Below are 23,659 nucleotides of genomic sequence, written 5' to 3'. Positions count from 1 at the left end.
AGATTTCCGCGATGCCGCTTCGCCGCGAACTGCTGGGCGGTGCCGCCGCGGTCCTGGCCGCCGGCCCGCTCGCCACGCCTGGCCTGGCGCAGCAGCGCCGCCCCGCCGGCCGCGCCGCCGCGCCCGCCGGGCCGCCGACCTCGCCCGCCAGCACGCCCCTCGGCCCGGTGGACACCATCGCCCGCCAGGCGCTGCTCGTGGACGCCGACACCGGCGCCGTGCTGCTGGAGAAGAACGCGGACGAGCGTATGCCGCCTTCCTCCATGTCGAAGCTAATGACCATGTATGTGGTCTTCGACATGCTGAAGCAGGGCCGGCTGCGCCCCGACCAGGCCCTGCCGGTGAGCGAGCGCGCCTGGCGCATGGGCGGCTCGAAGATGTTCGTCGAGCTGGGCAGCAGCATCAAGGTCGAGGATCTGGCGCGCGGCGTCATCATCCAGTCGGGCAACGACGCCTGCGTGGTACTGGCCGAGGCGATCAGCGGCAGCGAGCAGCAATTCGCCGAGCTGCTGAACGAGTACGGCAGGCGCATCGGGCTGAAGGACAGCAACTTCCGCAACGCCACCGGCTGGCCCGACCCCGAGCACCGCATGACCTGCCGGGACCTCGCCATCCTGGCCTCCCGCCTGATCCACGACTTCCCGGACCACTACAGCATCTACAGCGAGCGCGCCTTCCGCTGGAACGACATCAACCAGGAGAACCGCAACCCGCTGCTCGGCCGCGTCCCCGGCGCCGATGGCCTCAAGACCGGCCACACCGAGGATGCCGGCTACGGCCTGACCGGCACGGCCAAGCGCGGCGAGCGCCGGCTGATCCTGGTGGTGAACGGCCTGCCCTCGATGCGCGCGCGCGGCGAGGAATCCGAGCGGCTGATCGAGTGGGGCTTCCGCGAGTTCGAGAACGTGGTGCTGTTCCGCGCCGCCGACACGGTGGAGGCCGCGCCGGTCTATCTGGGCGAGGCGCCGACCGTGCCGCTGGTGGGCGGCAAGGACCTGGTGCTGACCCTGCCGCGCCAGTGGCGCCGCAACCTGCAGGTGACGCTGCGCTACAACGGGCCGATTCCGGCGCCGATCGCCAAGGGGCAGGAGGTGGGCCAGCTCGACATTGCCGGGCAGGGCGTGCCGCCCATGGTGATGCCGCTCTACGCGGGGGCCGATGTCGGCAGGCTCGGCCTGATCCCGCGCATCCCGGCGGTGATCTCGCGCATGGTCTCGGGCTGAGGTGGGGAGGGTCGAACCCGGCGTCTTCATCACGCTGGAGGGCGGGGAAGGGGCCGGCAAGACCACCCTGGCGCGTGCCCTGGCCGCCCGCCTCGCCGCCGCCGGGCTGCCCGTGCTGCGCACCCGCGAGCCGGGCGGCGCGCCCGGCGCCGAGCTGCTGCGCGGCCTGATGCTGGGCGGCGACATCGCCTGGGACCCGGTGGCCGAGGCCATGCTGATGTTCGCCGCGCGGCGGGAGCATCTGGCCAAGACCATCCGCCCCGCGCTGGAGGCCGGCATCTGGGTGGTGTGCGACCGCTTCGCGGATTCCACGCTCGCCTACCAGTGCCATGGCCATGGGCTGGACCGCGCCGTGTGGGAAGGGCTGGCGCGCGTGGCGCTCGGCGATTTCGCGCCGGACCTCACCCTGGTGCTGGACCTGCCGCCCGAGGCCGGCATGGCCCGCGCCCTCGGCCGCGGCGCGCCGGACCGTTTCGAGCGGCTGGGCGCGGATTTCCATGCCCGGGTGCATGAGGGCTTCCAGGCCATCGCCGCCGCCGAGCCGGGGCGCTGCGCCGTGCTGGACGCCACGCAGCCGCCGGAAGTCCTGGCCGGGGCCGCCGCCGCCCTGCTGCGGGAGCGGCTGGGGGCGCCGCTGTGATTCCGCCCGAGCCCCGCGCCAACCCCGAGCTGCGCGGCCACGACCACGCCGCCGCCGCCCTGGCCGAGGCCGCCGGCGCCGGCCGGCTGCACCATGCCTGGCTGCTGGCCGGGCCGCGCGGCGTCGGCAAGGCGACGCTGGCCTACCGCTTCGCCCGCTGGCTGCTGGCGGAGCGGCCGGCCGGCGTGGCGGAGGAGGCGCCGCTCTACCTGCCGCCCGCCCATCCGGTGTTCCGCCGCATCGCCGCCGGCGGACATGCCGATTTGCGGGCGCTGGCGCCCAATGCCGGCGAGCGCGGCGTGAAGCTGATGATCCGCGTGGACGAGGTGCGGCAGGTGCCGCGCTTCCTGGGCCTCACCGCCGCCGAGGGCGGCTGGCGCATCGTCATCGTCGAGCAGGTGGAGGCGATGAACGCCGAGGCGCAGAACGCCCTGCTCAAGACGCTGGAGGAGCCGCCCGCCCGCGCCCTGCTGCTGCTGACCACCGCTGCGCCGGACCGGCTGCTGCCCACCATCCGCAGCCGCTGCCGCCGGGTGGATCTCTTCCCGCTGCCGGCGCCGGAGATGGAGGCGCTGCTGGCCGGCTGGCTGCCCGATCTGGCGCCGGAGCAGCGCGCCGTGCTGGCGCGCATCGCCGGCGGCGCGCCGGGCCGCGCCCTGCAACTGGCGGAGGGCGACGGGCTGCTGCTGCACAAGAGCGTGGAGAACTTCCTCGCCACCCTGCCACACCCCGACCCGCGCGCCCTGCACGCCCTGGCCGACACGCTGGCGGCGAAGCGCGACGGCAGCGCCTATGTCACCTTCATGGAGCTGCTGCGCGCGTCGCTCGGCGAGGCGATCCGCGCCGCGGGCCGCGGCCAGCCGGCGCCTGCCTGGATCGCCACCCGCCCGCTTGCCCAATGGGCGACGCTGTGGGACACCCTGGGCCGCCTGGCCGATGAGACCGAAACCCTGAATCTGGACCGCAAGCAGGCGGTGCTGAGCGGTCTCTCGCAGCTGGCCTCGCGTTGAGGACCTTGATCATGACCGGCGAGCGCCGCTCCATCTACCTGACCACGCCCATCTACTACGTCAACGACAAGCCGCATATAGGCCACGCCTACACCTCGCTGGCGGCGGATGTGCTGGCGCGCTGGCACCGCATGTCGGGCCATGACGTGCACTTCCTGACGGGCACGGATGAGCACGGGCAGAAGGTGGAGAAGGCGGCCGAGGCGCGCGGCATGGACCCGCAGCTTTTCACCGACACGGTGAGCCAGAGCTTCCGCGAGCTGGCCGTTCGGATGAACTACTCCAACGACGACTTCATCCGCACCTCGGAGGAGCGCCACAAGCGGGCCTGCGCCGCGCTGTGGCAGCGGCTGGAGGCGAATGGCGAGATCTATCTCGGCCATTACGAGGGCTGGTACGCGGTGCGCGACGAGGCCTTCTACGGCCCGGACGAGATCATGGAGAAGGATGGCCAGAAATTCGCCCCCACCGGCGCGCCGGTGGAGTGGGTGAGGGAGCCTTCCTACTTCTTCCGCCTGTCGCAGTGGCAGGAGAAGCTTCTCGCCTTCTACGAGGCCAACCCGGACTTCATCGCGCCGCAGACCCGACGCAACGAAGTGATGAGCTTCGTCAAGAGCGGCCTGACCGACCTCTCCATCTCCCGCACCTCCTTCAAATGGGGCGTGAAGGTGCCGGGGGACGAGGCGCATGTGATGTATGTGTGGCTCGACGCGCTGACGAACTACATCACCGCGCTCGGCTATCCTTCTGAAACTGAAGCATTGTGGCGCTTCTGGCCCGCGGATGTTCATTTCGTCGGCAAGGATATCCTCCGGTTCCACGCCATCTACTGGCCGGCCTTCCTGATGGCCGCCGGCCTGCCCACGCCCCGCCGGGTGTTCGCCCATGGCTGGTGGACCAATGAGGGGCAGAAGATCTCCAAGTCGCTCGGCAACGTCATCGACCCCCTGGCGCTGATCGACGAGTTCGGGCTGGACCCGGTGCGCTTCTTCCTGCTGCGCGAGGTGCCGTTCGGCCAGGATGGCGACTTCCAGCGCAAGGCGCTGGTCGGCCGCCTGAACGGCGAGCTGGCCGATGCGCTGGGCAACCTCGCCAATCGCACCCTCAGCCTGATCCAGCGCAACTGCGAGGGCACGCTGCCGGCGCCCGTGGCGGCGCCGACCGAAGCCGACACCGCCTTCCTGACGGCCACCGGCCATGCCGACGCCGCCGGCAGCCCCGCCTGGCTGGTGGAGAAGGTCGATGCCCTGCTGAACGAGCAGAAATTCGACGCCGCGCTGACGCTGATCTTCACGTCCATCCGCGAGGCCAATGGCTACATCACCCGCGAGCAGCCCTGGGCGCTGAAGAAGACCGACCTGGCGCGGATGCGCGACGTGCTGCGCCACCTGCACGACGCGCTGCGCGTCTTCGCCACGGTGCTGCGGCCCTTCATGCCGGAGACCATGGAGAAGCTGCTCGACCAGCTCGCCGTGCCGGCCGGGGCGCGCGACCTCGCGGCGCTGACCACGCCACTGCCGGAGGGGGTGGCGCTGCCGCCGCCCAGCCCGCTGTTCCAGAAGATCCAGGACGCCGCCGCCTGATGCTCGTCGATAGCCACTGCCACCTCGACCACTTCTCCGAGGCCGAGATCGAGGACATCCTGCGCCGCGCCGCCGAGGCGGGGGTGGGCGAGATGGTCACCATCGGCGTGCGCATGGCGCAGGCCGAAACGGTGAAGTCGATAGCGCAACGATTTGCCCAGGTCTGGGGCACGGTTGGCGTGCATCCGCAGAATGTGGGCGAGGGGCCGCTGCCGGAGGTGGCCGAGATCGTCGCCGCCGCCGACCACCCGAAGGTCATCGGCATCGGCGAGAGCGGGCTCGACTACTTCTACGACAAGGCGCCGCGCGAGGTGCAGCAGGAGGGCTTCCGCCGCCACATCCGCGCCGCGCGCGAGACCGGCCTGCCGCTGGTGGTGCACGCCCGGGACGCGGATGCGGACATCGCCGCCATCCTGCGCGAGGAGCGCGCTAACGGGCCGTTCGACTTCCTGCTCCACTGCTTCAGCTCCGGCCGCAGGCTGGCCGAGGAAGCGGTTGAAATGGGCGGTTATCTGTCCTTCTCCGGCATCCTGACCTTCCCGAAGTCCCAGGAGATCCGGGACATCGCGCGCGACATGCCGGCGGACCGGCTGCTGGTGGAGACGGACAGCCCGTATCTGGCGCCGGCGCCCTATCGCGGCAAGCGCAACGAACCCTCCTACGTGCCGCACACCGCCCGCGTGCTGGCCGAGGTGCGCGGGCTGAGCCCCGAGGCGATGGCCGAGAGCACCACGGCCAATTTCCGCCGCCTGTTCAAGAAGGCTGCGTAGGACCTTGAACTTGAAGGTTACCATCCTCGGCTGCGGCGGCTCGGCGGGGGTGCCGATGCTGGGCGGCCCGGATGGCGCGGGCGATTGGGGCGCTTGTGACCCCGCCGAGCCGCGCAACCGCCGCGGCCGTTCCTCCATCCTGATCGAGGCGCCGGATGGGCAGCGGCTGCTGATCGACGCCGGGCCGGACCTGCGCAACCAGCTCCTGGCCAACCGCATCGGCCGGGTGGATGCGCTGCTCGTCACCCATGGACATGCCGACCACATCATGGGGCTCGACGAGTTCCGGCCGCTCAACCGGGCGATCGGCGCGGCCATCCCGGTCTATGCCACCGAGATCACCCTGGCGGAGCTGAAGGCCCGCTTCGACTATGCCTTCCGCGCGCCGACGCCACCGGCCTTCTTCCGCCCGGCGCTGACGCCGATCCCGGTGCGGCCCGGCCAGGTGGTGGAGGCGGCGGGGCTGCCGGTGCAGCTCTACCGCCAGGACCACAAGGTGATGGAGACGCTCGGGCTGCGCATCGGCAACTTCGCCTATTCCACGGACGTGGTGCGGATGCCGGAGGAAAGCCTGGAGCAGTTGCACGGTCTCGACACCTGGGTGGTGGGCTGCTTCCAGCGCCGGCCGCATGCGGTGCATGCGCATCTGGACCTTGTTCGGGAGTGGGTGGAGAGGCTGCGCCCACGCCGGACGGTGTTGACGCATATGGGGCATGACCTCGACTGGTCCTGGCTTGGACAGAACCTGCCTGAGGGGATCGAGGCTGCGTATGACGGGTTGATCCTCGATGTCCTGGCCTCGTGAGAATTGTCATAATCTTCCTTATACGTTTTGCGTGAACCACCCTGCCGACGAGGATTCCCGCCTTGGATGACGCCTCCGCCGCGCTGAACCGCCTCCTCTCCATCATGGCCCGGCTGCGCGCCCCCGATGGCTGCCCCTGGGACCGGGAGCAGGACTTCGCCTCGATCGCGCCCTACACCATCGAGGAGGCCTATGAGGTGGCGGATGCCATCCAGCGCGCCGATATGCCGGCGCTGCAGGACGAGCTGGGCGACCTGCTGTTCCAGGTCGTCTATCACGCGCAGATGGCGCGCGAGGCCGGCGCCTTCGACTTCACGGCGGTGGCCGACACCATTTCGGAGAAGATGATCCGCCGCCATCCGCATGTCTTCGGCGAGGCTGCGGCGCGCGACACGGAAGGCCAGGTGCAGGCCTGGGAGGTGCAGAAGCAGGCCGAGCGCGCCGCCCGCGCCGAGACCGGCACCCTGGCCGGCATCCCCACCGCCCTGCCCGCCCTGACCCGCGCCGCCAAGCTGACCCGCCGCGCCGGCCGCGTCGGCTTCGACTGGCCGGATGCCGAGGCGGTGCTGGACAAGCTGGCCGAGGAAACCGCCGAGCTGCGGGCCGAGCTGCCCGGCGCCGATCGCGCCCGGCTGGCGGACGAGCTCGGCGACATGCTGTTCGTGCTGGCCAACCTCGCCCGCAAGCTGGACCTCGACCCCGAGGCCTGCCTGTGCGGCGCCAACGCCAAGTTCGAGCGCCGCTTCAACGCGGTGGAGAGCCGCCTCGCGGCCGAGGGCCAGAGCCCGGCCGATGCCGGGCTGGAGCGCATGGAGGCGCTCTGGCAGCAGGTGAAGCAGGCCGGAGGCTGAGGAAGGGGCGCTGGCGCGCCCCTCCCGCCGTCAGGCGCCGAACAGCGCCTCTCGGACCGCGCCCCAGCTCGCCTTGTCCGGCGCGGCGATGAGGCCGCCGGCGGTGTGCTCGGGGCGGTACTCGCTGCCGTCGAAGCGGGCGCTGTAGCCGCCGGCCTCGCGGTGCAGCAGCCAGCCCGGCAGGTGGTCCCAGGGCATCAGCTTGTTGTAGACCACCACATGCGCGTTGCCGCTGGCCACCAGCCGGTACTCGTGCGCGGCGCAGCGGAACTGCACCCCGCCGGCGAAGCGTGGCAGCCGCGCCGTCAGCTGCGAGCGCACCGGCTCGGCGATATAGGTCCAGGAGACGCCGGCGATCATCTGGTTCACCGGCACCGGCGCCGCCACGCGCAGATCCGTGCGGTGCCCGTCCGGCGCCTCGATCCAGGCGCCCTCGCCGCGCAGCGCGATGGCGGTGTCGTCGCCCATCGGGTCGTGGATCCAGGCGGCGACGACCTCGCCCTTCACCACGGCGGCGGCCATGCAGCCGAACAGCGGCACGCCGGCAGCGAAGTTCGCGGTGCCGTCCACCGGGTCCACCACGAAGGCGAGGTCCGCCCCGGCCAGCCGGCCCAGCACGGCGGGGTCGGCGGCGCAGGCCTCCTCCCCCACCACCACGCAGCCGGGGAAGCGCTCGGTCAGGGCGGCGGTGATGACCCGCTCCGCCGCCTCGTCCGCATCCGTCACCAGGTCCGTGGCGCTGCTCTTGGCGCGGATGGCGCCGCTCGCCAGGCGGCGGAAGCGCGGCTTGATCTCGGCCAGCGCGGCGTCGCGCAGCAGGGTGGCGATCTCGGTCGCCATCCGTTCGTTGAAGCGCATTCTATTCCCTGTCGCGGTCAGTTCTGCTGCTCGAAGCGGGCACGGTCAGTGGGGGTCAGGCGGACGCTGAGGCGGATGCTCGCCTCCCCATCCTCGCGCGTCAGCACCTCGCCATGCTGGTAGAGCCAGGCCAGCCGGGCGCCGTCGGTGGTGGGGAGGGTGTAGTCCACCGTCTCCATCCCCGCCGCCAGCCGGGCGTCGAGCGCCGCGCGCAGCGCCTCCAGCCCCTCCCCCGTCAGCGCCGAGACGGCGACCGAGGTGGCATCGTCCGCCCCCGGCACGTCCGCCACGCCGCCCAGCAGGTCGGCCTTGTTCAGCACCTCGATGGTGCGGGCGGGCCAGTTCTCGTCCAGCGCCGGGTCGGGGCCGGTGGCCATCTCGTTCAGCACGCCCATCACGTCGGCCCGCTGGGCGCTGGTGTCCGGGTGCGCCACGTCCCGCACATGCAGGATGATGTCGGCCGAGGCCACCTCCTCCAGCGTGGCGCGGAACGCCTCGATGAGCTGCGTCGGCAGGTCGCTGATGAAGCCCACCGTGTCGGACAGGATCACTGTGCGGCCCGAGGGCAGCCGAATGGCCCGCATGGTCGGGTCCAGCGTCGCGAAGAGCTGGTCCTGCGCGAACACGCCCGCGCCGGTCAGCGCATTGAACAGCGTGGACTTGCCGGCATTGGTGTAGCCCACCAGCGCCACCACCGGGAACGGCACGCGGGTGCGCGCCGCGCGGTGCAGGCCGCGGGTGCGCCGCACCTGCTCCAGCTCGCGCTTGAGCTTGACGATCCGCTCGCCGATCAGCCGGCGGTCGATCTCGATCTGGCTCTCGCCCGGGCCGCCGAGGAAGCCGAAGCCGCCGCGCTGCCGCTCAAGGTGTGTCCAGGAGCGGACGAGGCGGGTGCGCTGGTATTCCAGATGCGCCAGCTCGACCTGCAGCGAGCCCTCGCGCGTGCGGGCGCGCTCGCCGAAGATCTCCAGGATCAGCCCGGTGCGGTCGATCACCTTGCAGCCCCAGGCGCGCTCCAGGTTGCGCTGCTGCACGGGGCTCAGCGCGGCATCGACGACGACGACGCCGATCTGGTGCTCGTCGATGGCTTCGCGCGCCATCTCCACCTGCCCCTCGCCCAGCAGCGTGGCGGGGCGGCGGGCGCGCAGCGGGAACACCGCGCTGTGCACGATGGTCAGCCCGATCGAGGCGGCGAGGCCGACGGCCTCGGCCAGCCGTGCCTCGGCCGCACGGCTGGCGGCACGGGCCTCAGGAAAGGGCACAATGCCCTCGGCGCCGCCAGGGCGCGTCGGGCGTTCGAAAGGCAGCAGAACCGCGGCGAGGGTGGGCTTGCCGCCCGTCGCCGCGTTGTTCTCAGTCGGAGGAGCCGACAGGATTGACCTCACGTTGCAATGTCATGGTGCCTTCACGCGTCACGGCCACGGAGCCGCCCTGGGCGGGAGCGCCCTGGGTGGCACCGGAGCCGGCCGCTGCGGCATCGAACAGCATGATCGGCGCGCCCGGCATGACGGTGCTGATGGCGTGCTTGTAGACCAGCTGGGTGTGACCGTCCCGGCGCAGCAGGACGGAGAAATTGTCGAACCAGGTGATGATGCCCTGCAGCTTCACGCCATTGACCAGGAAGATGGTCACCGGCGTCTTGCTCTTGCGGACATGGTTCAGGAAGACATCCTGAACATTCTGGGACTTCTCGGCGGCCATGGGCTCGGTCCTTCTTTTTCTTGGCGAGCCACCTTTGGGCGGGCGGCGTTGTGCCGGCCTTCACCCTGGCATGGGGCTCCGCCCCGGCAGGCGGTGTGCCTGTCGGTTCGCCCGCAAGATCACGCAGGGAGGGGGGTTTTGGCAAGGCCGCGTAGACATCTGGCGAGCGCATGGCCGTCTGTAAAGAGGGCATCGGGTGCCAGAGCGGCCACGCCGCCATCATGCGCGGCATCGCCCAGCAGCACGGCGGAGCAGCCGGCGGCCCGCGCCGCCTGCATGTCCACCCCCGTATCGCCGATGAACCAGACTTCCGGCCCCGGCGCCACGCCAAGACGCTCCAGCGCCAGCAGCACGGGTGCCGCGGCCGGCTTGTCCGCCACGGCATCCCCCGCCCCCACCACGGCGCCGAAGCGCGCCGCCCAGCCCAGATGCGCCGCCTCCGCCCGCAGGATCGGCCCCTGCTTGTTGGAGACGATGCCGAGCGGCCAGGGGCCCGCGGCCTCCAGCGCCTCCAGCGTGCCGGCGAGCGGGATCAGCACCTCCAGGTGGCGGGCCCGCACCTCGGCGTAGAACAGCTCCCGCGCCCGCTCCCACTCGGCGCCGAAGATGGCGGGGAAGGATTCGCGGAGGGAGAGGCGGGCGCGCGCTTGCACCTCCTCCCGGCTCCATTCCGGCAGGCCGAAGCCGCGCAGCGCGGCGTTCATCCCCGCCTGCACGCCGGCCCAGGCATCGACCAGCGTGTTGTCCCAGTCCCACAGGATCGCCCGCGGGCGGGGCAGCGGGGCCTGGCTCACGCCGCGTTCTTCACCGCGCCCTTCACATGGCGCGCGAAGATGTCGAAGAGCTGGCGCACCACCGGGCCGGGCTTGCCGTCACCCACATCCTGCCCGTCGATCCTGACGATCGGCTTCACGAAGGAGGTGGCGGAGGTGATGAAGGCCTCCCGCGCGCGGCGCATCTCCTCCAGCGTGAAGGGCGCCTCGGAGAAGCCGATGCCGGCTTCCTTCAGCTCGGCCATCAGCGCGCCGCGGGTGCAGCCGGGCAGGATGTCGTGCGAGAGCGGGCGGGTGCGGATGGTGCCGTGCTCGTCGACGATCCAGAAGCTGGTGGCCGCCCCCTCCGTCACGACGCCGGTGGCCTCCTCGAACAGGATGGCCTCCACCGCGCCCTGCTCGCGCGCCGCCTGGCGGGCCAGCACGTTGGGCAGCAGGTTGATGCTCTTGATGTCCCGCCGCGCCCAGCGCAGGTCGGGCATGGTGATCGCCGCCGCGCCCCAGTTGTCCACGCTCGCCGGATAGGGCGCGATGCGCTTGACGGTGACGACCAGCGCCGGCGGCACGGGCCTGGCCGGGAACGGGTGGTCGCGCCGCGCCACGCCGCGCGTCACCTGCATGTAGAGCAGCCCCTCGGTCACGCGGTTGCGGCGCGCCACCTCCTGCAGCACGTGGGAGAGCGCCTGGCGCGTCAGCGGCATCGGCAGCCGGATCTCGCGCAGCGAGCGCTCCAGCCGGTCCAGGTGCCGGTCCTCGTCGACGAAGCGGCCATTGTAGAGATGGACCACCTCGTAGATGCCATCGCCGAACTGGTAGCCGCGATCCTCGACATTCACGCTGGCCTCGCGCTGCGGGACGTAGCGGCCGTTGACATAGGCGATGCGGGACATGCCCTGACTCTCTTCCTCGTGGTTCGCAGGAGGGGCGCAGCTTCGCGCCATCGGCGCGGCGCGGCAATGGGCGCAGGGCGCAAAAAAGCCGGCGAGGCACCCCTCCCCGGCCCCGCCGCGCCGTCCCGCCTCAGGCCGGCGCGGCGCGGTCCTCGGCCTGCACGCCCAGGAACTTCAGCTTGCGGTGCAGCGCGCTGCGCTCCATGCCGACGAAGTTCGCCGTGCGGCTGATGTTGCCGCCGAAGCGCAGCAGCTGCGCTTCCAGGTACTGCCGCTCGAACAACTCCCGCGCCTCGCGCAGCGGCAGGGTCATGATCTCCGAGGAGCGGTCGAGCTTCAGCGCGGCGGGCGCGGCCGAGCCCACCTCGGGCGGCAGCATCTCCGGGCGGATCGGCTCGCCGGGGCCGCCCGGCGCCATGATCAGCAGCCAGTCCACCAGGTTGCGCAGCTGGCGCACATTGCCGGGCCAGTCATAGGCCTGCATCGCCGCCAGCACGTCCTCGGACAGCTCGCGCGCCGGCACGCCGGAGGTCTCGGCCGAGCGGGCCATGAAGTGCCGCGCCAGCGCCGGCACGTCCTCCCGCCGCTCGCGCAGCGAGGGCACGCGCAGCGGCACCACGGCGAGGCGGTAGTAGAGATCCTCGCGGAAACGCCCGGCGGCGATCTCGGCGGAGAGGTCGCGGTTGGTGGTGGCCAGCACCCGCACATCCACCTTCACCCGCGTGGCGCCGCCGACGCGCTCGAAGCCCTGCTCCTGCAGCGCGCGGACGATCTTGCCCTGGGTCTCCAGCGGCATGTCCGCCACCTCGTCCAGCAGCAGCGTGCCGCCATGGGCGCGCTCCAGCACGCCGGCGCGGCGTGGCGCGCCATCTGGCCCGGCCTCGACGCCGAAAAGCTCCTCCTCGAAGCGGCCCGGGTTCAGCGTGGCGCAGTTCAGCGCGACGAAGGGCTCGTTGGCGCGGCGGGAGCGGGCATGGATCATCCGCGCCGCCACCTCCTTGCCGGCGCCGGCGGGGCCCGAGATCAGCACCCGGCTGCCGGTGGGCGCCACGCGGTCGATGGCGCCGCGCAGCTGGCCGATCAGCGAGGAACTGCCGAGCAGCTCCGTCTCCGGGCCGGCGCGCAGCTTCAGCTCGCTCACCTCGCGCTTGAGGCGCGCCGCCTCCAGCGCCCGCTCGGCGATCAGGATCAGCCGGTCGGACTTGAAGGGCTTCTCGATGAAGTCGTAGGCGCCCTGCTGGATCGCCTGCACCGCCGTCTCGATGGTGCCGTGGCCGGAGATCATCACCACCGGCACCTGCGGCTCCTCGCGCTGCATCGCTTCCAGGATGCCGAGCCCGTCGAGGCGCGAATTCTGCAGCCAGATGTCGAGGATGACGAGGTTGGGCCGGCGGGCGCGGAAAGCCGCCAGAGCGCTGTCCGAATTCTGCGCGACGCGGGTGTCGTAGCCCTCGTCCGACAGGATACCCTCGATCAGCGCACGGATGTCCGGCTCGTCATCGACGATCAGGATATCATGCGCCATGCCGTTGCATCTCCGTAGTCTTTCCTGCCATGTCCGTCCCGGGATCCTCCGGCACACCGCGCAGGGGCAGCACCAGCGCCGCACGGGTACCACGCACGACGCCGTCCTTCGTTGCCTCCCGCTCGGCCAGCAACAGCCGTCCGCCATGGTCCTCCATGATCTTCTTGACTATGGCAAGACCAAGGCCGGTCCCTTTTGGTTTATGTGTCACATACGGTTCCGTGAGCCGCTCCCGCTCATCCCCCTGCGGCAGGCCGACGCCATTGTCCTCCACCGCCAGCGTCACCCACTCCCCCTGCGGCTCCACCGACAGGATGATGGCACCCGGAGCGGGCTCCAGCCCCTCCGCCGCCTCGGCCTGGAGGCGGGCGGCGACGGCATCGGCGGCGTTGGCGAGGAGGTTGGTCAGCGCCTGGCCGATCAGCCGCCGGTCGCAGGGCACGCGCGGCAGATCCTCCGGGATGCGGGTGGTGTAGACGAGATCGTGATGCGCGTTCTGCTGCAGGATCAGCGCCTCCCGCGCCACCTGCGCCAGCGGCTCGGGGCGGATCACCGGCTGTGGCATGCGCGCGAAGGCGGAGAACTCGTCCACCATCCGCCCGATATCCCCCACCTGCCGCACGATGGTGTCGGTGCAGGCCTTGAAGGTCTCGGGGTCGGACTGGATCTCCTTCAGGTAGCGGCGCTTCAGCCGCTCGGCCGAGAGCTGGATCGGGGTCAGCGGGTTCTTGATCTCGTGCGCGATGCGCCGCGCCACGTCGGACCACGCCGCCTTGCGCTGGGCCGAGAGCAGCTCGGTGATGTCGTCGAAGGTGACGACGAAGCCCACCACCTCGCCGCGCTGCGTCTCGGCGCCGATGCGGGCCATCAGGGTGCGCCGCTCGCTGGCCGGGCCGATGCGGATCTCGCCCATGCGCGGCCGGTCCGGCGCCGCCAGCACCGGCTCCAGCAGCGGCGCGAATTCCGGCGCCACCTGCACCAGCGGCACGCCCAGCTCGTTCTCCAGGTCCAGCCCCAGCAGCTCGCCGGCGCGGCGGTTGGGCAGGTTGATGCGGCCTTCGATGTCCAGCCCCACCACGCCGGCCGAGACGCCGGAGAGCACCGTCTCGGTGAAGCGGCGCCGCTCGTCGATCTGCCGGTAGGCCTCCATCAACTCGCTGCGCTGGGCGGCGAGCTGGTTGGTCATGCGGTTGAAGGCGCGGCTGAGGGAGCCGACCTCGTCATCCCCCTGCCCCTCGATGACGCGCACCGAGAGGTCGCCGCCGCGCACCCGCTCCGCCGCCACGATGAGGCGGGAGAGCGGGCGGGCGATCTGGTTGGCGATGACCAGGCCGATCAGCACCGCCGCCATCAGCACCAGCAGCGCGGCGATGGCGAAGATCATCGCGAAGGTGACCTGCAGGCCGGAACGGTTGCGGTCGAGCTGGTCGTATTGCTGGAAGGCCAGCTCGGTGCGCTGCATGTGCTCGATGACGCCCGGATCGACGGGCCGGCCGATCAGCAGCATCAGCCCGGGGCCGATGTCCAGTTCGACGAGGGCGCGCACCCGCCCCTCCTCCGTCTCGCCCGGCAGCACCGCCACCTCGCCGCTGCGCGCCACCTCCATGGCCCAGGCGGGCAGCGGGCTGAGCACGGCGGTGGTGGTCAGCCCGGCATGGCTCACCACGCGGTTCAGCACCGGCTCGAAGACGATCGATTCCGTCAGGCCGCGCAGCGCCGTGTGGCTGGCCAGGATGCGGGCGAAGACATACTGGTTGTCGTCCAGCAGGCGGCCGTTGCGGTTGAGGTCGGCGGCCATGGCCAGCGCGTCGGCGCGGATGGTGTTGCGGTGCTCGTCCAGATAGGCGCGGGAGGCGACGAGGCTGGCCTCCAGCGTCTCGCGCACCCGGTCGCTGAACCAGGCCTGGATGCCGAGGTTGAAGAACACGGCGGCGAAGGTGGCCACCAGCAGCGCCGGCACCACCGCCACCACGCTGAACAGCATGACCAGCCGCACATGCAGGCGGGAGCCGGCCGAGCCGCGCCGCCGCTCCGCCCACATCCGCACCAGCCGGGCCGTGAGCGAGACGAGCAGCAGCAGCAGGAAGGCGGCGTTGATCAGCACCATGGCCACCACCTGCCCCGGCCGCGTGGGCCCGAAGGGGCTGCCGCCGGAGAGCAGGGTGAAGGTGCCGATGCCGAGCAGCAGGGCGCCGACGGCCAGACCGAGCGTCATGGCGCGGCCGAACAGCAGGTCCATCATCCGCCGCGCCCAGGAGGGCCTCGGCGCCGGCTGGGAGGGAGGCTGGCCCTCCCCCCCGCGCCCGGGGCGGGAGGACGTGTCGCTCACGACAGGCCGCGCACCACGGGCAGGTCCAGCTCGCGGATCTTCTTGCGCAGGGTGTTGCGGTTGAGGCCGAGCATGGCGGCGGCCTTGATCTGGTTGCCGCGCGTGGCGGCCAGGGCGAGGCGCAGCAGCGGCCGCTCCACCTCGGCCAGCACCCGCTCATAGAGGTCGCGCACCGGCAGCCCGTCCTTCTGCGCGGCGACGAAGGAGGAGAGGTGGCGCTCCACCGCCTGCTCCAGCGTCTCCGGCGTGCGCAGCTCCAGCTCGGCCAGCGGCTCCGCCTCGGCCAACTCGGCGGCCACGGCATCGGCGCCGATCACCTCCTGCGGATACAGCGCCGCGAGGCGCCGCATCAGGTTCTCCAGCTCGCGGGCATTGCCGGGCCAGGCATGCTGCCGCAGCCGGTCCACCGCCCCCTGGTCGAGCTGCTTGGAGGGCAGGCCGGCGGATTTAGCGCGGTCCAGGAAGTGGCGCGCCAGCAGCGGGATGTCCTCGATCCGCTCGCGCAGCGGCGGCAGGCGGATGGGCACCACGTTGAGCCGGTAGAACAGGTCCTCGCGGAACATGCCGCTGCGGATCGACTGCCGCAGGTCGCGGTGCGTCGCCGCCACGATGCGGACATTGGCCTTGATCGGGTTGCGGCCGCCGACGGTGGTGAACTCCCCCTCCTGCAGCACGCGCAGCAGGCGGGTCTGCGCCTCGGCCGGCATGTCGCCGATCTCGTCGAGGAACAGCGTGCCGCCCGCCGCCTGCTCGAAGCGGCCGACGCCGCGCGCCAGCGCCCCGGTGAAGGCGCCCCGCTCATGCCCGAACAGTTCGCTCTCGATCAGCTCGCGCGGGATGGCGGCCATGTTGATGGCCACGAACGGCCCGGTGCGGCGGCGGCCATAGTCGTGCAGGGCGCGCGCCACCAGCTCCTTGCCGGTGCCGCTCTCGCCGGTGATCATCACCGTCAGGTCGGTCGTCGTCAGCCGCGCGACGGTGCGGTAGATCTCCTGCATGGCCGGGCTGCGCCCGACCAGCGGCAGCCGCTCCTCCTCGTCCTCCGCCGCGGCCGGCACGGCCACGGCGGGCGCGGTCAGCGCGCGGGCGACCACGGCCAGCAGCTCCTTCAGGTCGAAGGGCTTGGGCAGGTACTCGAAGGCGCCGCGCTGCGCCGCCTTCACCGCCGTCATGAAGGTGGACTGGGCGGACATCACCACCACGCGCAGCTCCGGCCGCACGCGCCGGATGCGCGGCACCAGGTCCAGCCCGTTCTCGTCCGGCATGACGACATCGGTGATGACGAGGTCGCCGGCCCCCTCCTCCACCCAGCGCCACAGCGTGGCGGCGGAGGAGGTGGCCCGGACGGTGTAGCCGGCGCGCCCGAGCGCCTGGGAGAGCACGGTGCGGATGGCCCGGTCGTCATCGGCCACGAGGATGGTGCGTGAGTCGGTCATTCGTCTCGGATCTTGCGCGGGGCGGGGAGGTCGGCGGGGCACATCGGCAGGGAGATGCGGAAGACGGTGCGGCCGGGCCGCGTATCGCACTCGATCAGCGCGCCCATGTCGGCCACCAGCTTGGCGACGAGAGCGAGGCCCAGCCCCTGCCCGCCCCGCTTGGTGGTGACGAAGGGCTCCCACAGGGTGGAGGCCACCTCCTCCGGGATGCCGGGGCCATTGTCGCGCACGCTCACCTGCAGCGGCACGTGCACCCGCTCGCGCGAGCCCGGGATGGCGATGCGCACCCCGTGGTGATAGGCGGTGGAGAGATGGATCTCGCCGCCCTGCGGGTCCACCGCCTCGGCCGCGTTCTTCACCAGGTTGAGCAGGATCTGCACCAGCAGGTCGCGGTTGCCCAGCACCAGCGGCAGCGAGGGGTCGTAATCCTCGGTGATGCGCAGGTGGCTGGCGAAGCCGCGCGCGGCGATGCGCCGCACATGGTCCAGCACCTCGTGGATGTTCACCGCCGCGCGCTCCACCGGGCGCTCGGAGAACATCTCCATCTTCTCGACCAGGGTGCGGATGCGGTCCGCCTCGTCCTGGATCAGGGTGCACAGCTCGCGGTCCGCCTCGCTGGCGGACTGCTCCAGCAGCTGCGCGGCGCCGCGGATGCCGCTCAGCGGGTTCTTCACCTCATGCGCCAGCATCTCCGCCATGGCGGAGGCGCCGCGCGCCGCGCCGCGGAAGTTGAGCTGCCGGTCCAGCCGCTGCGCCTTGCTGCCATCCTGCAGCGTCAGCACCACGGCGCCCGGCATCTCCGGCAGCGGCGCGCCATGGGCGGCGACGCCGGTGCGGTGCAGGCGCGGGCTCTCCAGCGTCAGGTCGTGGTCGGAAACCGGCGCGTCCAGCACCCGCACCTGGCCCACCAGCGCGAAGAGCCGGCTGTCGGGCGGGATCAGGTCGGAGAGCCGCATCTGCGCCAGGGTGCCGGAGGAGAGCTGGAAGAACTGCTCCGCCGCCGGGTTGGCGAAGCGGAAGCGCTCCGCCTCGTCCAGCACCACCATGGGCACCGGCAGGGCGGAGAGCAGCGTCAGGGAATCCGGCAGCGGCCGGCTCTCGGCGGCGGCCGCCAGAGGGGCCGGCGAGGTGGCCGGCGGGTTGGCCGGGGATGCTGCCGGCGCGGCCGGGCGGCGGGGGGCCGTGCCCGTCATGGCGGCGCTCATGCGGCCAGGGAATCCATCCCCGACTCCGCGCCCGCCTCGCGGTAGGTGTCGCGCACCGCCTCCACCCCCTGCTCGATCAGCGGCAGGTAGAACTCCGCCAGCAGCGCCTCGGCCGCGGCCTGCGTCTCGGCCTGGTTCACCTTCACGCGGAACTCGGCCGAGCCGGGCAGGCCCTTGGAATACCAGGCCAAATGCTTGCGGGCGAGGCGCACGCCGGGGTGGCTGCCATGGTGCTCCAGCATCGCCCGGTAGTGGCGCAGCACGATGTCGTACTGGGCCGCGAGGTCGGGCTCGGGCAGCGGCGCGGCGCCGGTCAGGTGGGCGGCGGTGCGGGCCAGCAGCCAGGGCCGGCCGTAGCAGCCGCGCCCGATCATCACGCCATCGGCGCCGGACTGGCGCAGCGCCTCGGCGGCGTGCTCCGGCGTCAGGATGTCGCCATTGACGATGACGGGGATGGAGACCGCCTGCTTCACCTTGGCCACAAAGGCCCAGTCGGCGGTGCCGGTGTAGAGCATCTGCCGGGTGCGGCCGTGCACCGTCACCAGCCGGATGCCGCATTCCTCGGCGATCTTCGCCAGGCGCGGGGCGTTGAGGCTGTTGTGGTCCCAGCCCATGCGCATCTTCAGCGTCACCGGGCCGGGCACGGCCTTCACCACCGCCTCCAGGATGCGGGCGGCGCCGATCTCGTCGCGCATCAGCGCGCTGCCGGCCTGCTGGCCGATCGCCACCTTCTTCACCGGGCAGCCGAAATTGATGTCGACGATGGCGGCGCCGTGGTCCACCGCCAGCTTCGCCGCCTCGGCCATCACCGCCGGGTCGCAGCCGGCCAGCTGCACGCTGGTCGGGCCGCCGAATCCGTCCACCTCGGCCATCTTCAGCGTCTGCCGGTTCTCGCGCACCATGGCCTGGCTGGCGATCATCTCGCTCACCACCATCGGCGCCTGCAATTCGCGGCAGAGCCGGCGGAAAGGCAGGTCCGTGACGCCGGACATGGGCGCCAGGATCACCGGCGCATCGATGCGGATCGGCCCGACCATGATCGGCCGCAGGCGCGGCGTGGTCGCCGGGGAGGAGGTGGGGGCGATGCTCATGATTTGGGCAATCTAGTGGCGGAACCCGCTGGCGTCCATGCGCAACCGCCCAGCAGGGGGGCAAAACCCGGCCATGCGCCCCGCGCAGGGCAATGCCGGCCGCATCCCGCGCCCGCAGACGGCGTTGCAAGGGCATCCCCCGCCCCGAGAAGGAGCCGCGCGATGAGCTATGCCCGCTTCGCCGCGATGATCGCCACCTCCACCATCGTGATGTTCGGCCTGATGTACCTGAACACCTATGCGCTGGAGCATGTGTTCTTCAGCCAGACGCGGGGCTGGATGGCGTTGCTGATGGGCGCCACCATGGCCATCGTCATGCTGCTCTTCATGCTGGGCATGTACCGCAGCCGGGCGGCCAATGCCGGCATCCTGGCCGGGGCGGCGCTGGTCTTCGCCGGCTCGCTCTGGATGGTGCGCAGCCAGGCCACGGTGGACGACCTCTCCTACATGAAGGCGATGATCCCGCACCATTCCATCGCCATCATGACCAGCGAGCGCGCCCATATCCGCGACCCGGAGGTGCGCGCCCTGGCCGATGCCATCATCGACGCGCAGCGCCGGGAGATCGGCGAGATGAAGGCCATGATCGCCCGGCTGGAGCAGGCCCCCACCCCCGCCGGCGCGCCGGACCTGCCGCCCGCCGGCGGCCGCTGAGCCCCAACCGCGCCCACGCCCCCCTGGGCGCCGGGCGCCACTGCGGCTAGGGTCCGCGCCATGCGTGTGATCGCCCTCCTGATGGCAGCCGGCCGCGGCAGCCGCTTCGGTGCCGACGTGCCGAAGCAGTACCTCCCCTTGTTCGGCCGCCCCGTGCTGCGCCACGCCGCCGAGGCCCTGCTGGCCGATGGCGGCGTGGACGCCCTCCTCCCCGTGGTGCCGGAGGGCGAGGCGGAGGCGGTGTCCGCCCTGCTCGCCGGCCTGCCCTGCCTGCCACCCGTCACCGGCGGCGCGACGCGGCAGGAGAGCGTGCGGCGTGGCCTCGAATCGCTGGCCGCCGATCCGCCCCGGATCGTGCTGGTGCATGACGCGGCCCGGCCCGTGGTGCCGCGCGGCACGGTGGCGGCGCTGCTCGGCGCCCTGGCCGCCGAGGTGCCGCAGGACCTGATGGGCGCCATCCCCGCCCAGCCGGTGAGCGACACGCTGAAGGTGGGCGCGGGCGGGCGGGTGCTGCGCACCGTGCCGCGCGCCGGCCTCTACCGGGCGCAGACGCCGCAGGCCTTCCGCTACGCCGCGCTGCTGGACGCGCACCGCGCCGCGCGCGAAGAAGCCACCGACGACGCCGCCCTGCTGGAGGCGGCCGGGCTGCAAGTGGCCCTGCTGCCCGGATCGGAGAGCAACCTGAAAGTGACCTACCCCGAGGACCTGGCCCGCGCCGAGGCCGCCCTGCTGCCGCGCTACCTGCCCGCCATGGGCACCGGCTTCGACGTGCACCGGCTGGTGGAGGGCCGCCCCCTCGTGCTGTGCGGCCTGACCATCCCGCACCCGCTGGGGCTGGACGGGCATTCGGATGCCGATGTCGGCCTGCACGCGCTGTGCGACGCCATCTACGGCGCGCTGGCCGAGGGCGATATCGGCCGCCACTTCCCGCCCAGCGAGGCGGAGTGGAAGGATGCCGACAGCGCCCGCTTCCTGCGCCACGCCGCCGGCCGCGTGGCGGCGCGCGGCGGCATCATCACCCATACGGACGTGACGCTGATTTGCGAGCGCCCGAAGATCGGCCCGCACGCCGATGCCATGCGGGCGCGGCTGGCGGAGCTGATGGGCATTGCCGTGGACCGCGTCTCGGTGAAGGCCACCACCACCGAGCGGCTCGGCTTCACCGGGCGCGGCGAGGGAATCGCCGCCCAGGCGGCGGCGACGCTGCTGCTGCCCGCCTGAGCCGGGGTGCTGCCGGCCTGAGGCGCGGCCTCAGGCGGCAGCGCGGACGCCGGCGCGCAGCCAGTCGCGCAGCGCCGGCTCGGCCATGGGGCGGGCGATGAGGTAGCCCTGCGCCTCCTCGCAGCCATGCGCGGCCAGAAAGTCGAGCGCCGCCTGGTCCTCCACCCCCTCGGCCACGACGCGGTGGCCGAGGTCGTGCGCCAGCTGGATCATGGTGGCCACCAGCCGCTGGTCCCGCGCGCTGGCGGACAGGCCGCGGATGAAGGACTGGTCCAGCTTGACGATGTTGGCCGGCAGGGTCTGCAGGTAGGAGAAGGTGCTGTAGCCGGTGCCGAAATCGTCGATGGCGATCTCCACCCCCATCGCCCGCAGCGCCCGCAGCTGGGCCAGCGCGGCGTCGCCATTGCGCATCAGCGCGCTCTCGGTGAACTCCAGCTCCAGCGCCTGCGGCTCCAGCCCATGCTCCTCGAGCGCCTCCATCAGGTGCCGCGTGAAATCCGGCTCGGCCAGGTTCAACGCCGAGACGTTCACCGAGAGACGCAGGCCAAGCCCGTCCCGCCGCAGCGCGGCGAGCTGCGCGGCGGCGCGGCGGATGACCCATCGCGTCACCGGCTGCGTCAGCGCCGTCTGCTCGACCAGCGGGATGAACTCGCCGGGCGAGATGGCGCCCAGCTCCGGATGGCACCACCGCAGCAGCGCCTCGGCGCCCTGGCAGGCGCCGCCGGCGATCTCGATACGTGGCTGAAACATCAGGCTGAGTGAGTCCGGCGCCGCCAGGGCGGGCACCAGATCGGCCAGCAGGCGCAGGCGGCGGCGGCTGCGCGCGTGGCTGTCGGCGCTGTAGAGGGAGGCGCCGCTGCCGGCGCTGCGGGCCTCATCGGCGGCGCTGGCCGCGGCGTGCAGCACATCGTCCGCGCTGCCCTGGCCGGGCTGGAACGTGGCGATGCCGAAGGTGGGCGTGGCCTTCACCGGCACCTCGGCGAAGGGCACGGGCGCCGCGAAGGCCTCCTCCAGCGCCGCCACCGCCTGCTGCCACCCCCCCGGGCGGGTGGCTTCCAGCAGCGCCAGGAAGGCGCAGCCGCCGATATGGTACAGCCCGTTGCGGCCGCCCAGGGTGCGGACCAGCACCTCGGCGCCATGCCGCGCCACCGCCTCCACATAGGCCGGCCCCAGCACCGTCACCGCCTGGCCGAACTGGCTGGAATGGGAGAGGTCCACCATCAGCGCCACCCCGTACGCCGCCGCCTCCACCACCGGGCGGGCGGCGAACTCGTCGAGGAACTGCAGCCGGTTGGGCAGGCCGCTTACCGGGTCGATGCGGCCGAAGGCGTGCTCCAGCTCCACCTGCGCCATCACCATGGCGGCGAGGTCGGTGAGAGACTGCATCTCGGCGGGGGAGATCTCGCGCGGGACGGTGTCGAGCACGCACATGGCGCCGAGCCCCAGCCCCTCGCGCGTCAGCAGCGGTGCGCCGGCGTAGAAGCGGATGCCCGCCCGCACCAGCGGGCTGCTGGCGAAGCGTTCATCCTCCAGCATGTCCGGCACCACCAGCATCTGCCCGGAGGTGCTGACCACGGCGCAGGGCGCCTGATGGCGCGGAAGCTCCTGGCCCGCCGTGCCGATGGCGGATTTGAACCATTGCCGGTGGCTGTCGGTCAGCGAGACGGCGGCCACGGGCGCGCCCAGCATCTGGCTGGCCAGGCGCGTGATGCGGTCGTAGCTCTCGCTGGGGGGCGTCTCCAGCAGGTTCAGGGCGCGCAGCGCATCCAACCTGCGGCGCTCTTCCGCGGGCGGGGGCGAGAAGAGGGACATGAGGCATCCTCGGGCAGTCAGGAGAGCAGGCTGCAAAACGCGCCATCCTGGCTGCCTGGAACCTGAGCGCGGCCGGGACCGGCCGCCCACCCGAGAATGGCGGAAAAGATGTTAATGGACTGTGATCCGCACCTCCTCCGCCGCTTCACGGGTGCGGGAGCGGCGGAAGGAGCGGCGGCTTCAGGCGCGCGGCAGGAAGCCCACCAGCGCCTCGGCCTTCTGCACGATCGGCTCGGCGATGGCGGCGGCCTTGTCGGCGCCCTGGCGCAGCGCGGCGTCCACCGCGCCCGGGTCGTCCAGCAGCCGCTGCATCTCCGCCTGGATGGGGCCGAGATGCGCCACCAGCGCGTCGGTCAGCACGCCCTTGAAGGTGCCGAAGCCCTGCCCCTCGTGCTGGCGCAGCACGGCGTCCGGCGTGGTGCCGGTGATGGCGGCGAGGATACCCACCAGGTTGCGCGCCTCGGGCCGCGCCTCCAGCCCCGCCATCTCGGCCGGCAGCGGCTCGGGGTCGGTCTTGGCGCGGCGGATCTTGAGCGCGATGGTGTCCGCGTCGTCCGTCAGGTTGATGCGCGACTGGTCGGAGGGGTCCGACTTGCTCATCTTCTTGGTGCCGTCCCGCAGGCTCATCACCCGCGCAGCGACGCCCTGGATGATCGGCTCGATATGCGGGAAGAACTCCACGCCGTAGTCGTGGTTGAACTTCTCGCCGATGTCGTTGGCCAGTTCCAGGTGCTGCTTCTGGTCCTCGCCCACCGGCACGCGGGTGGCGTGATAGGCGTGGATGTCGGCCGCCATCAGGTTGGGATAGACATAGAGGCCGGCGCCGGCGTTCTCGCGGTCCTTGCCGGCCTTGTCCTTGAACTGCGTCATGCGGTTCAGCCAGCCGATGCGCGCCACGCAGTTGAACAGCCAGGCGAGGCGCGTATGGGCGTGCACATGGCTCTGCACGAACAGGGTGCATTTGTCCGGCGTCACGCCGCAGGCGATCAGGGCGGCGGCCATCTCGCGCGTCTGCCGCGCCAGGGTCTTCGGGTCAAAGGGCTGGGTGATCGCGTGCAGGTCCACCACGCAGTAGATGCACTCATGATCGTCCATCATGGGCACCCAGTTGCGGATGGCACCCAGATAGTTGCCGAGGGTGGGGATGCCGGAGGGCTGGATCCCGGAGAACACGCGCTGCATCGTCGAACCTTTCGCGCCTGGGCAGGCGGGGGTGATCCCGCGCGGCGGCCCCTGCGTCAAGCCGCCCCGTCAAGACACCGCGTCAGGCCCCCGCGTCAGG

The 23,659-nt window shown here is 71.9% G+C and carries 21 protein-coding genes; 9 read left to right on the top strand and 12 right to left on the bottom strand.

The window, feature by feature from the left end; all coding sequences use genetic code 11:
• The first annotated feature begins 11 nt into the window (after positions 1-11).
• The 7 genes from CR165_RS18230 to mazG all read left to right on the top strand — a co-directional run bounded on the left by CR165_RS18230 (position 12) and on the right by mazG (position 6,882).
• Complete coding sequence (locus CR165_RS18230) at positions 12-1,223, top strand: D-alanyl-D-alanine carboxypeptidase family protein (RefSeq protein ID WP_109518373.1); 1,212 nt, start codon at positions 12-14, stop codon at positions 1,221-1,223.
• Between the two features lies 1 nt (position 1,224).
• Positions 1,225-1,863: a dTMP kinase gene (gene tmk, locus CR165_RS18225; protein WP_109518372.1), complete on the top strand. Its 639-nt coding sequence runs from the start codon at positions 1,225-1,227 to the stop codon at positions 1,861-1,863.
• Complete coding sequence (locus tag CR165_RS18220) at positions 1,860-2,873, top strand: DNA polymerase III subunit delta' (RefSeq protein WP_109518371.1); 1,014 nt, start codon at positions 1,860-1,862, stop codon at positions 2,871-2,873. Before tmk ends, CR165_RS18220 begins: the two co-directional genes overlap by 4 nt.
• A gap of 11 nt (positions 2,874-2,884) precedes the next feature.
• Positions 2,885-4,456 carry a methionine--tRNA ligase gene (gene metG, locus CR165_RS18215; RefSeq protein ID WP_109518370.1) on the top strand — a complete coding sequence of 524 codons (1,572 nt, stop codon included), beginning with the start codon at positions 2,885-2,887 and terminating at the stop codon, positions 4,454-4,456.
• Positions 4,456-5,226 carry a TatD family hydrolase gene (locus CR165_RS18210; RefSeq protein WP_109518369.1) on the top strand — a complete coding sequence of 257 codons (771 nt, stop codon included), beginning with the start codon at positions 4,456-4,458 and terminating at the stop codon, positions 5,224-5,226. Before metG ends, CR165_RS18210 begins: the two co-directional genes overlap by 1 nt.
• Before the next feature lie 10 nt (positions 5,227-5,236).
• Positions 5,237-6,031, top strand: coding sequence for an MBL fold metallo-hydrolase (locus CR165_RS18205; RefSeq protein ID WP_109518368.1), 795 nt, complete (start codon positions 5,237-5,239; stop codon positions 6,029-6,031).
• A gap of 62 nt (positions 6,032-6,093) precedes the next feature.
• A complete protein-coding gene (mazG, locus tag CR165_RS18200; protein WP_109518367.1) occupies positions 6,094-6,882 on the top strand; it encodes a nucleoside triphosphate pyrophosphohydrolase in 789 nt (262 codons plus the stop codon).
• Between the two features lie 30 nt (positions 6,883-6,912).
• Here mazG and CR165_RS18195 read toward each other — a convergent pair whose 3' ends face one another.
• The 10 genes from CR165_RS18195 to dusB all read right to left on the bottom strand — a co-directional run bounded on the left by CR165_RS18195 (position 6,913) and on the right by dusB (position 18,690).
• A complete protein-coding gene (locus CR165_RS18195; RefSeq protein WP_109518366.1) occupies positions 6,913-7,740 on the bottom strand; it encodes an inositol monophosphatase family protein in 828 nt (275 codons plus the stop codon).
• A gap of 17 nt (positions 7,741-7,757) precedes the next feature.
• Positions 7,758-9,116: a GTPase HflX gene (hflX, locus tag CR165_RS18190; protein WP_379649858.1), complete on the bottom strand. Its 1,359-nt coding sequence runs from the start codon at positions 9,114-9,116 to the stop codon at positions 7,758-7,760.
• Entirely contained in the window at positions 9,094-9,441 is a 348-nt protein-coding gene (hfq, locus tag CR165_RS18185; protein WP_109518365.1) for an RNA chaperone Hfq, read from the bottom strand. The genes hflX and hfq overlap by 23 nt, the downstream gene beginning before the upstream one ends.
• A gap of 119 nt (positions 9,442-9,560) precedes the next feature.
• Positions 9,561-10,235 (bottom strand): HAD family hydrolase, encoded by a 675-nt coding sequence (locus tag CR165_RS18180; protein WP_109518364.1) that lies wholly within the window; start codon positions 10,233-10,235, stop codon positions 9,561-9,563.
• Positions 10,232-11,104 carry a D-amino-acid transaminase gene (locus CR165_RS18175; protein WP_109518363.1) on the bottom strand — a complete coding sequence of 291 codons (873 nt, stop codon included), beginning with the start codon at positions 11,102-11,104 and terminating at the stop codon, positions 10,232-10,234. The genes CR165_RS18180 and CR165_RS18175 overlap by 4 nt, the downstream gene beginning before the upstream one ends.
• A gap of 130 nt (positions 11,105-11,234) precedes the next feature.
• Positions 11,235-12,629 (bottom strand): nitrogen assimilation response regulator NtrX, encoded by a 1,395-nt coding sequence (gene ntrX / locus CR165_RS18170; RefSeq protein WP_109518362.1) that lies wholly within the window; start codon positions 12,627-12,629, stop codon positions 11,235-11,237.
• Positions 12,619-14,871 carry a sensor histidine kinase NtrY-like gene (locus CR165_RS18165; protein WP_109518361.1) on the bottom strand — a complete coding sequence of 751 codons (2,253 nt, stop codon included), beginning with the start codon at positions 14,869-14,871 and terminating at the stop codon, positions 12,619-12,621. Before CR165_RS18165 ends, ntrX begins: the two co-directional genes overlap by 11 nt.
• A gap of 83 nt (positions 14,872-14,954) precedes the next feature.
• Entirely contained in the window at positions 14,955-16,394 is a 1,440-nt protein-coding gene (gene ntrC / locus CR165_RS18160; protein WP_109518360.1) for a nitrogen regulation protein NR(I), read from the bottom strand.
• A complete protein-coding gene (locus tag CR165_RS18155) occupies positions 16,391-17,587 on the bottom strand; it encodes a two-component system sensor histidine kinase NtrB (protein WP_109518409.1) in 1,197 nt (398 codons plus the stop codon). Before CR165_RS18155 ends, ntrC begins: the two co-directional genes overlap by 4 nt.
• An 8-nt stretch (positions 17,588-17,595) precedes the next feature.
• Entirely contained in the window at positions 17,596-18,690 is a 1,095-nt protein-coding gene (gene dusB / locus CR165_RS18150; RefSeq protein WP_109518359.1) for a tRNA dihydrouridine synthase DusB, read from the bottom strand.
• 162 nt (positions 18,691-18,852) lie between these two features.
• Between dusB and CR165_RS18145 the strand changes: the two genes are divergently transcribed.
• The gene (locus tag CR165_RS18145) at positions 18,853-19,344 is read left to right on the top strand and encodes a DUF305 domain-containing protein (protein ID WP_109518358.1); all 492 of its coding nucleotides are present in this window, start codon (positions 18,853-18,855) and stop codon (positions 19,342-19,344) included.
• A gap of 60 nt (positions 19,345-19,404) precedes the next feature.
• On the top strand, positions 19,405-20,565 hold the full coding sequence (locus tag CR165_RS18140; protein ID WP_109518357.1) for a bifunctional 2-C-methyl-D-erythritol 4-phosphate cytidylyltransferase/2-C-methyl-D-erythritol 2,4-cyclodiphosphate synthase: 1,161 nt from the start codon (positions 19,405-19,407) through the stop codon (positions 20,563-20,565).
• 30 nt (positions 20,566-20,595) lie between these two features.
• Here CR165_RS18140 and CR165_RS18135 read toward each other — a convergent pair whose 3' ends face one another.
• On the bottom strand, positions 20,596-22,377 hold the full coding sequence (locus tag CR165_RS18135; RefSeq protein WP_109518356.1) for a putative bifunctional diguanylate cyclase/phosphodiesterase: 1,782 nt from the start codon (positions 22,375-22,377) through the stop codon (positions 20,596-20,598).
• 180 nt (positions 22,378-22,557) lie between these two features.
• A complete protein-coding gene (trpS, locus tag CR165_RS18130) occupies positions 22,558-23,559 on the bottom strand; it encodes a tryptophan--tRNA ligase (protein ID WP_109518355.1) in 1,002 nt (333 codons plus the stop codon).
• Between the last annotated feature and the right edge of the window lie 100 nt (positions 23,560-23,659).

The organism is Teichococcus aestuarii, from assembly GCF_003116135.1.
Taxonomy (GTDB): domain Bacteria; phylum Pseudomonadota; class Alphaproteobacteria; order Acetobacterales; family Acetobacteraceae; genus Pseudoroseomonas; species Pseudoroseomonas aestuarii.
Note: the sequence above shows the minus strand (reverse complement) of the source record. Positions and strands in the feature narration are given on the sequence as shown.

Excerpts from the sequence above, each read along its gene's own strand:
- CR165_RS18165 (WP_109518361.1), bottom strand. The coding sequence starts at position 14,871 with ATGATGGACCTGCTGTTCGGCCGCGCCATGACGCTCGGTCTGGCCGTC.
- CR165_RS18195 (WP_109518366.1), bottom strand. The coding sequence starts at position 7,740 with ATGCGCTTCAACGAACGGATGGCGACCGAGATCGCCACCCTGCTGCGC.
- ntrX (WP_109518362.1), bottom strand. The coding sequence starts at position 12,629 with ATGGCGCATGATATCCTGATCGTCGATGACGAGCCGGACATCCGTGCG.
- CR165_RS18145 (WP_109518358.1), top strand. The coding sequence starts at position 18,853 with ATGAGCTATGCCCGCTTCGCCGCGATGATCGCCACCTCCACCATCGTG.
- CR165_RS18155 (WP_109518409.1), bottom strand. The coding sequence starts at position 17,587 with ATGACGGGCACGGCCCCCCGCCGCCCGGCCGCGCCGGCAGCATCCCCG.
- ntrC (WP_109518360.1), bottom strand. The coding sequence starts at position 16,394 with ATGACCGACTCACGCACCATCCTCGTGGCCGATGACGACCGGGCCATC.
- CR165_RS18210 (WP_109518369.1), top strand. The coding sequence starts at position 4,456 with ATGCTCGTCGATAGCCACTGCCACCTCGACCACTTCTCCGAGGCCGAG.
- hfq (WP_109518365.1), bottom strand. The coding sequence starts at position 9,441 with ATGGCCGCCGAGAAGTCCCAGAATGTTCAGGATGTCTTCCTGAACCAT.
- CR165_RS18230 (WP_109518373.1), top strand. The coding sequence starts at position 12 with ATGCCGCTTCGCCGCGAACTGCTGGGCGGTGCCGCCGCGGTCCTGGCC.
- CR165_RS18175 (WP_109518363.1), bottom strand. The coding sequence starts at position 11,104 with ATGTCCCGCATCGCCTATGTCAACGGCCGCTACGTCCCGCAGCGCGAG.
- metG (WP_109518370.1), top strand. The coding sequence starts at position 2,885 with ATGACCGGCGAGCGCCGCTCCATCTACCTGACCACGCCCATCTACTAC.
- CR165_RS18140 (WP_109518357.1), top strand. The coding sequence starts at position 19,405 with ATGCGTGTGATCGCCCTCCTGATGGCAGCCGGCCGCGGCAGCCGCTTC.
- trpS (WP_109518355.1), bottom strand. The coding sequence starts at position 23,559 with ATGCAGCGCGTGTTCTCCGGGATCCAGCCCTCCGGCATCCCCACCCTC.
- dusB (WP_109518359.1), bottom strand. The coding sequence starts at position 18,690 with ATGAGCATCGCCCCCACCTCCTCCCCGGCGACCACGCCGCGCCTGCGG.
- CR165_RS18135 (WP_109518356.1), bottom strand. The coding sequence starts at position 22,377 with ATGTCCCTCTTCTCGCCCCCGCCCGCGGAAGAGCGCCGCAGGTTGGAT.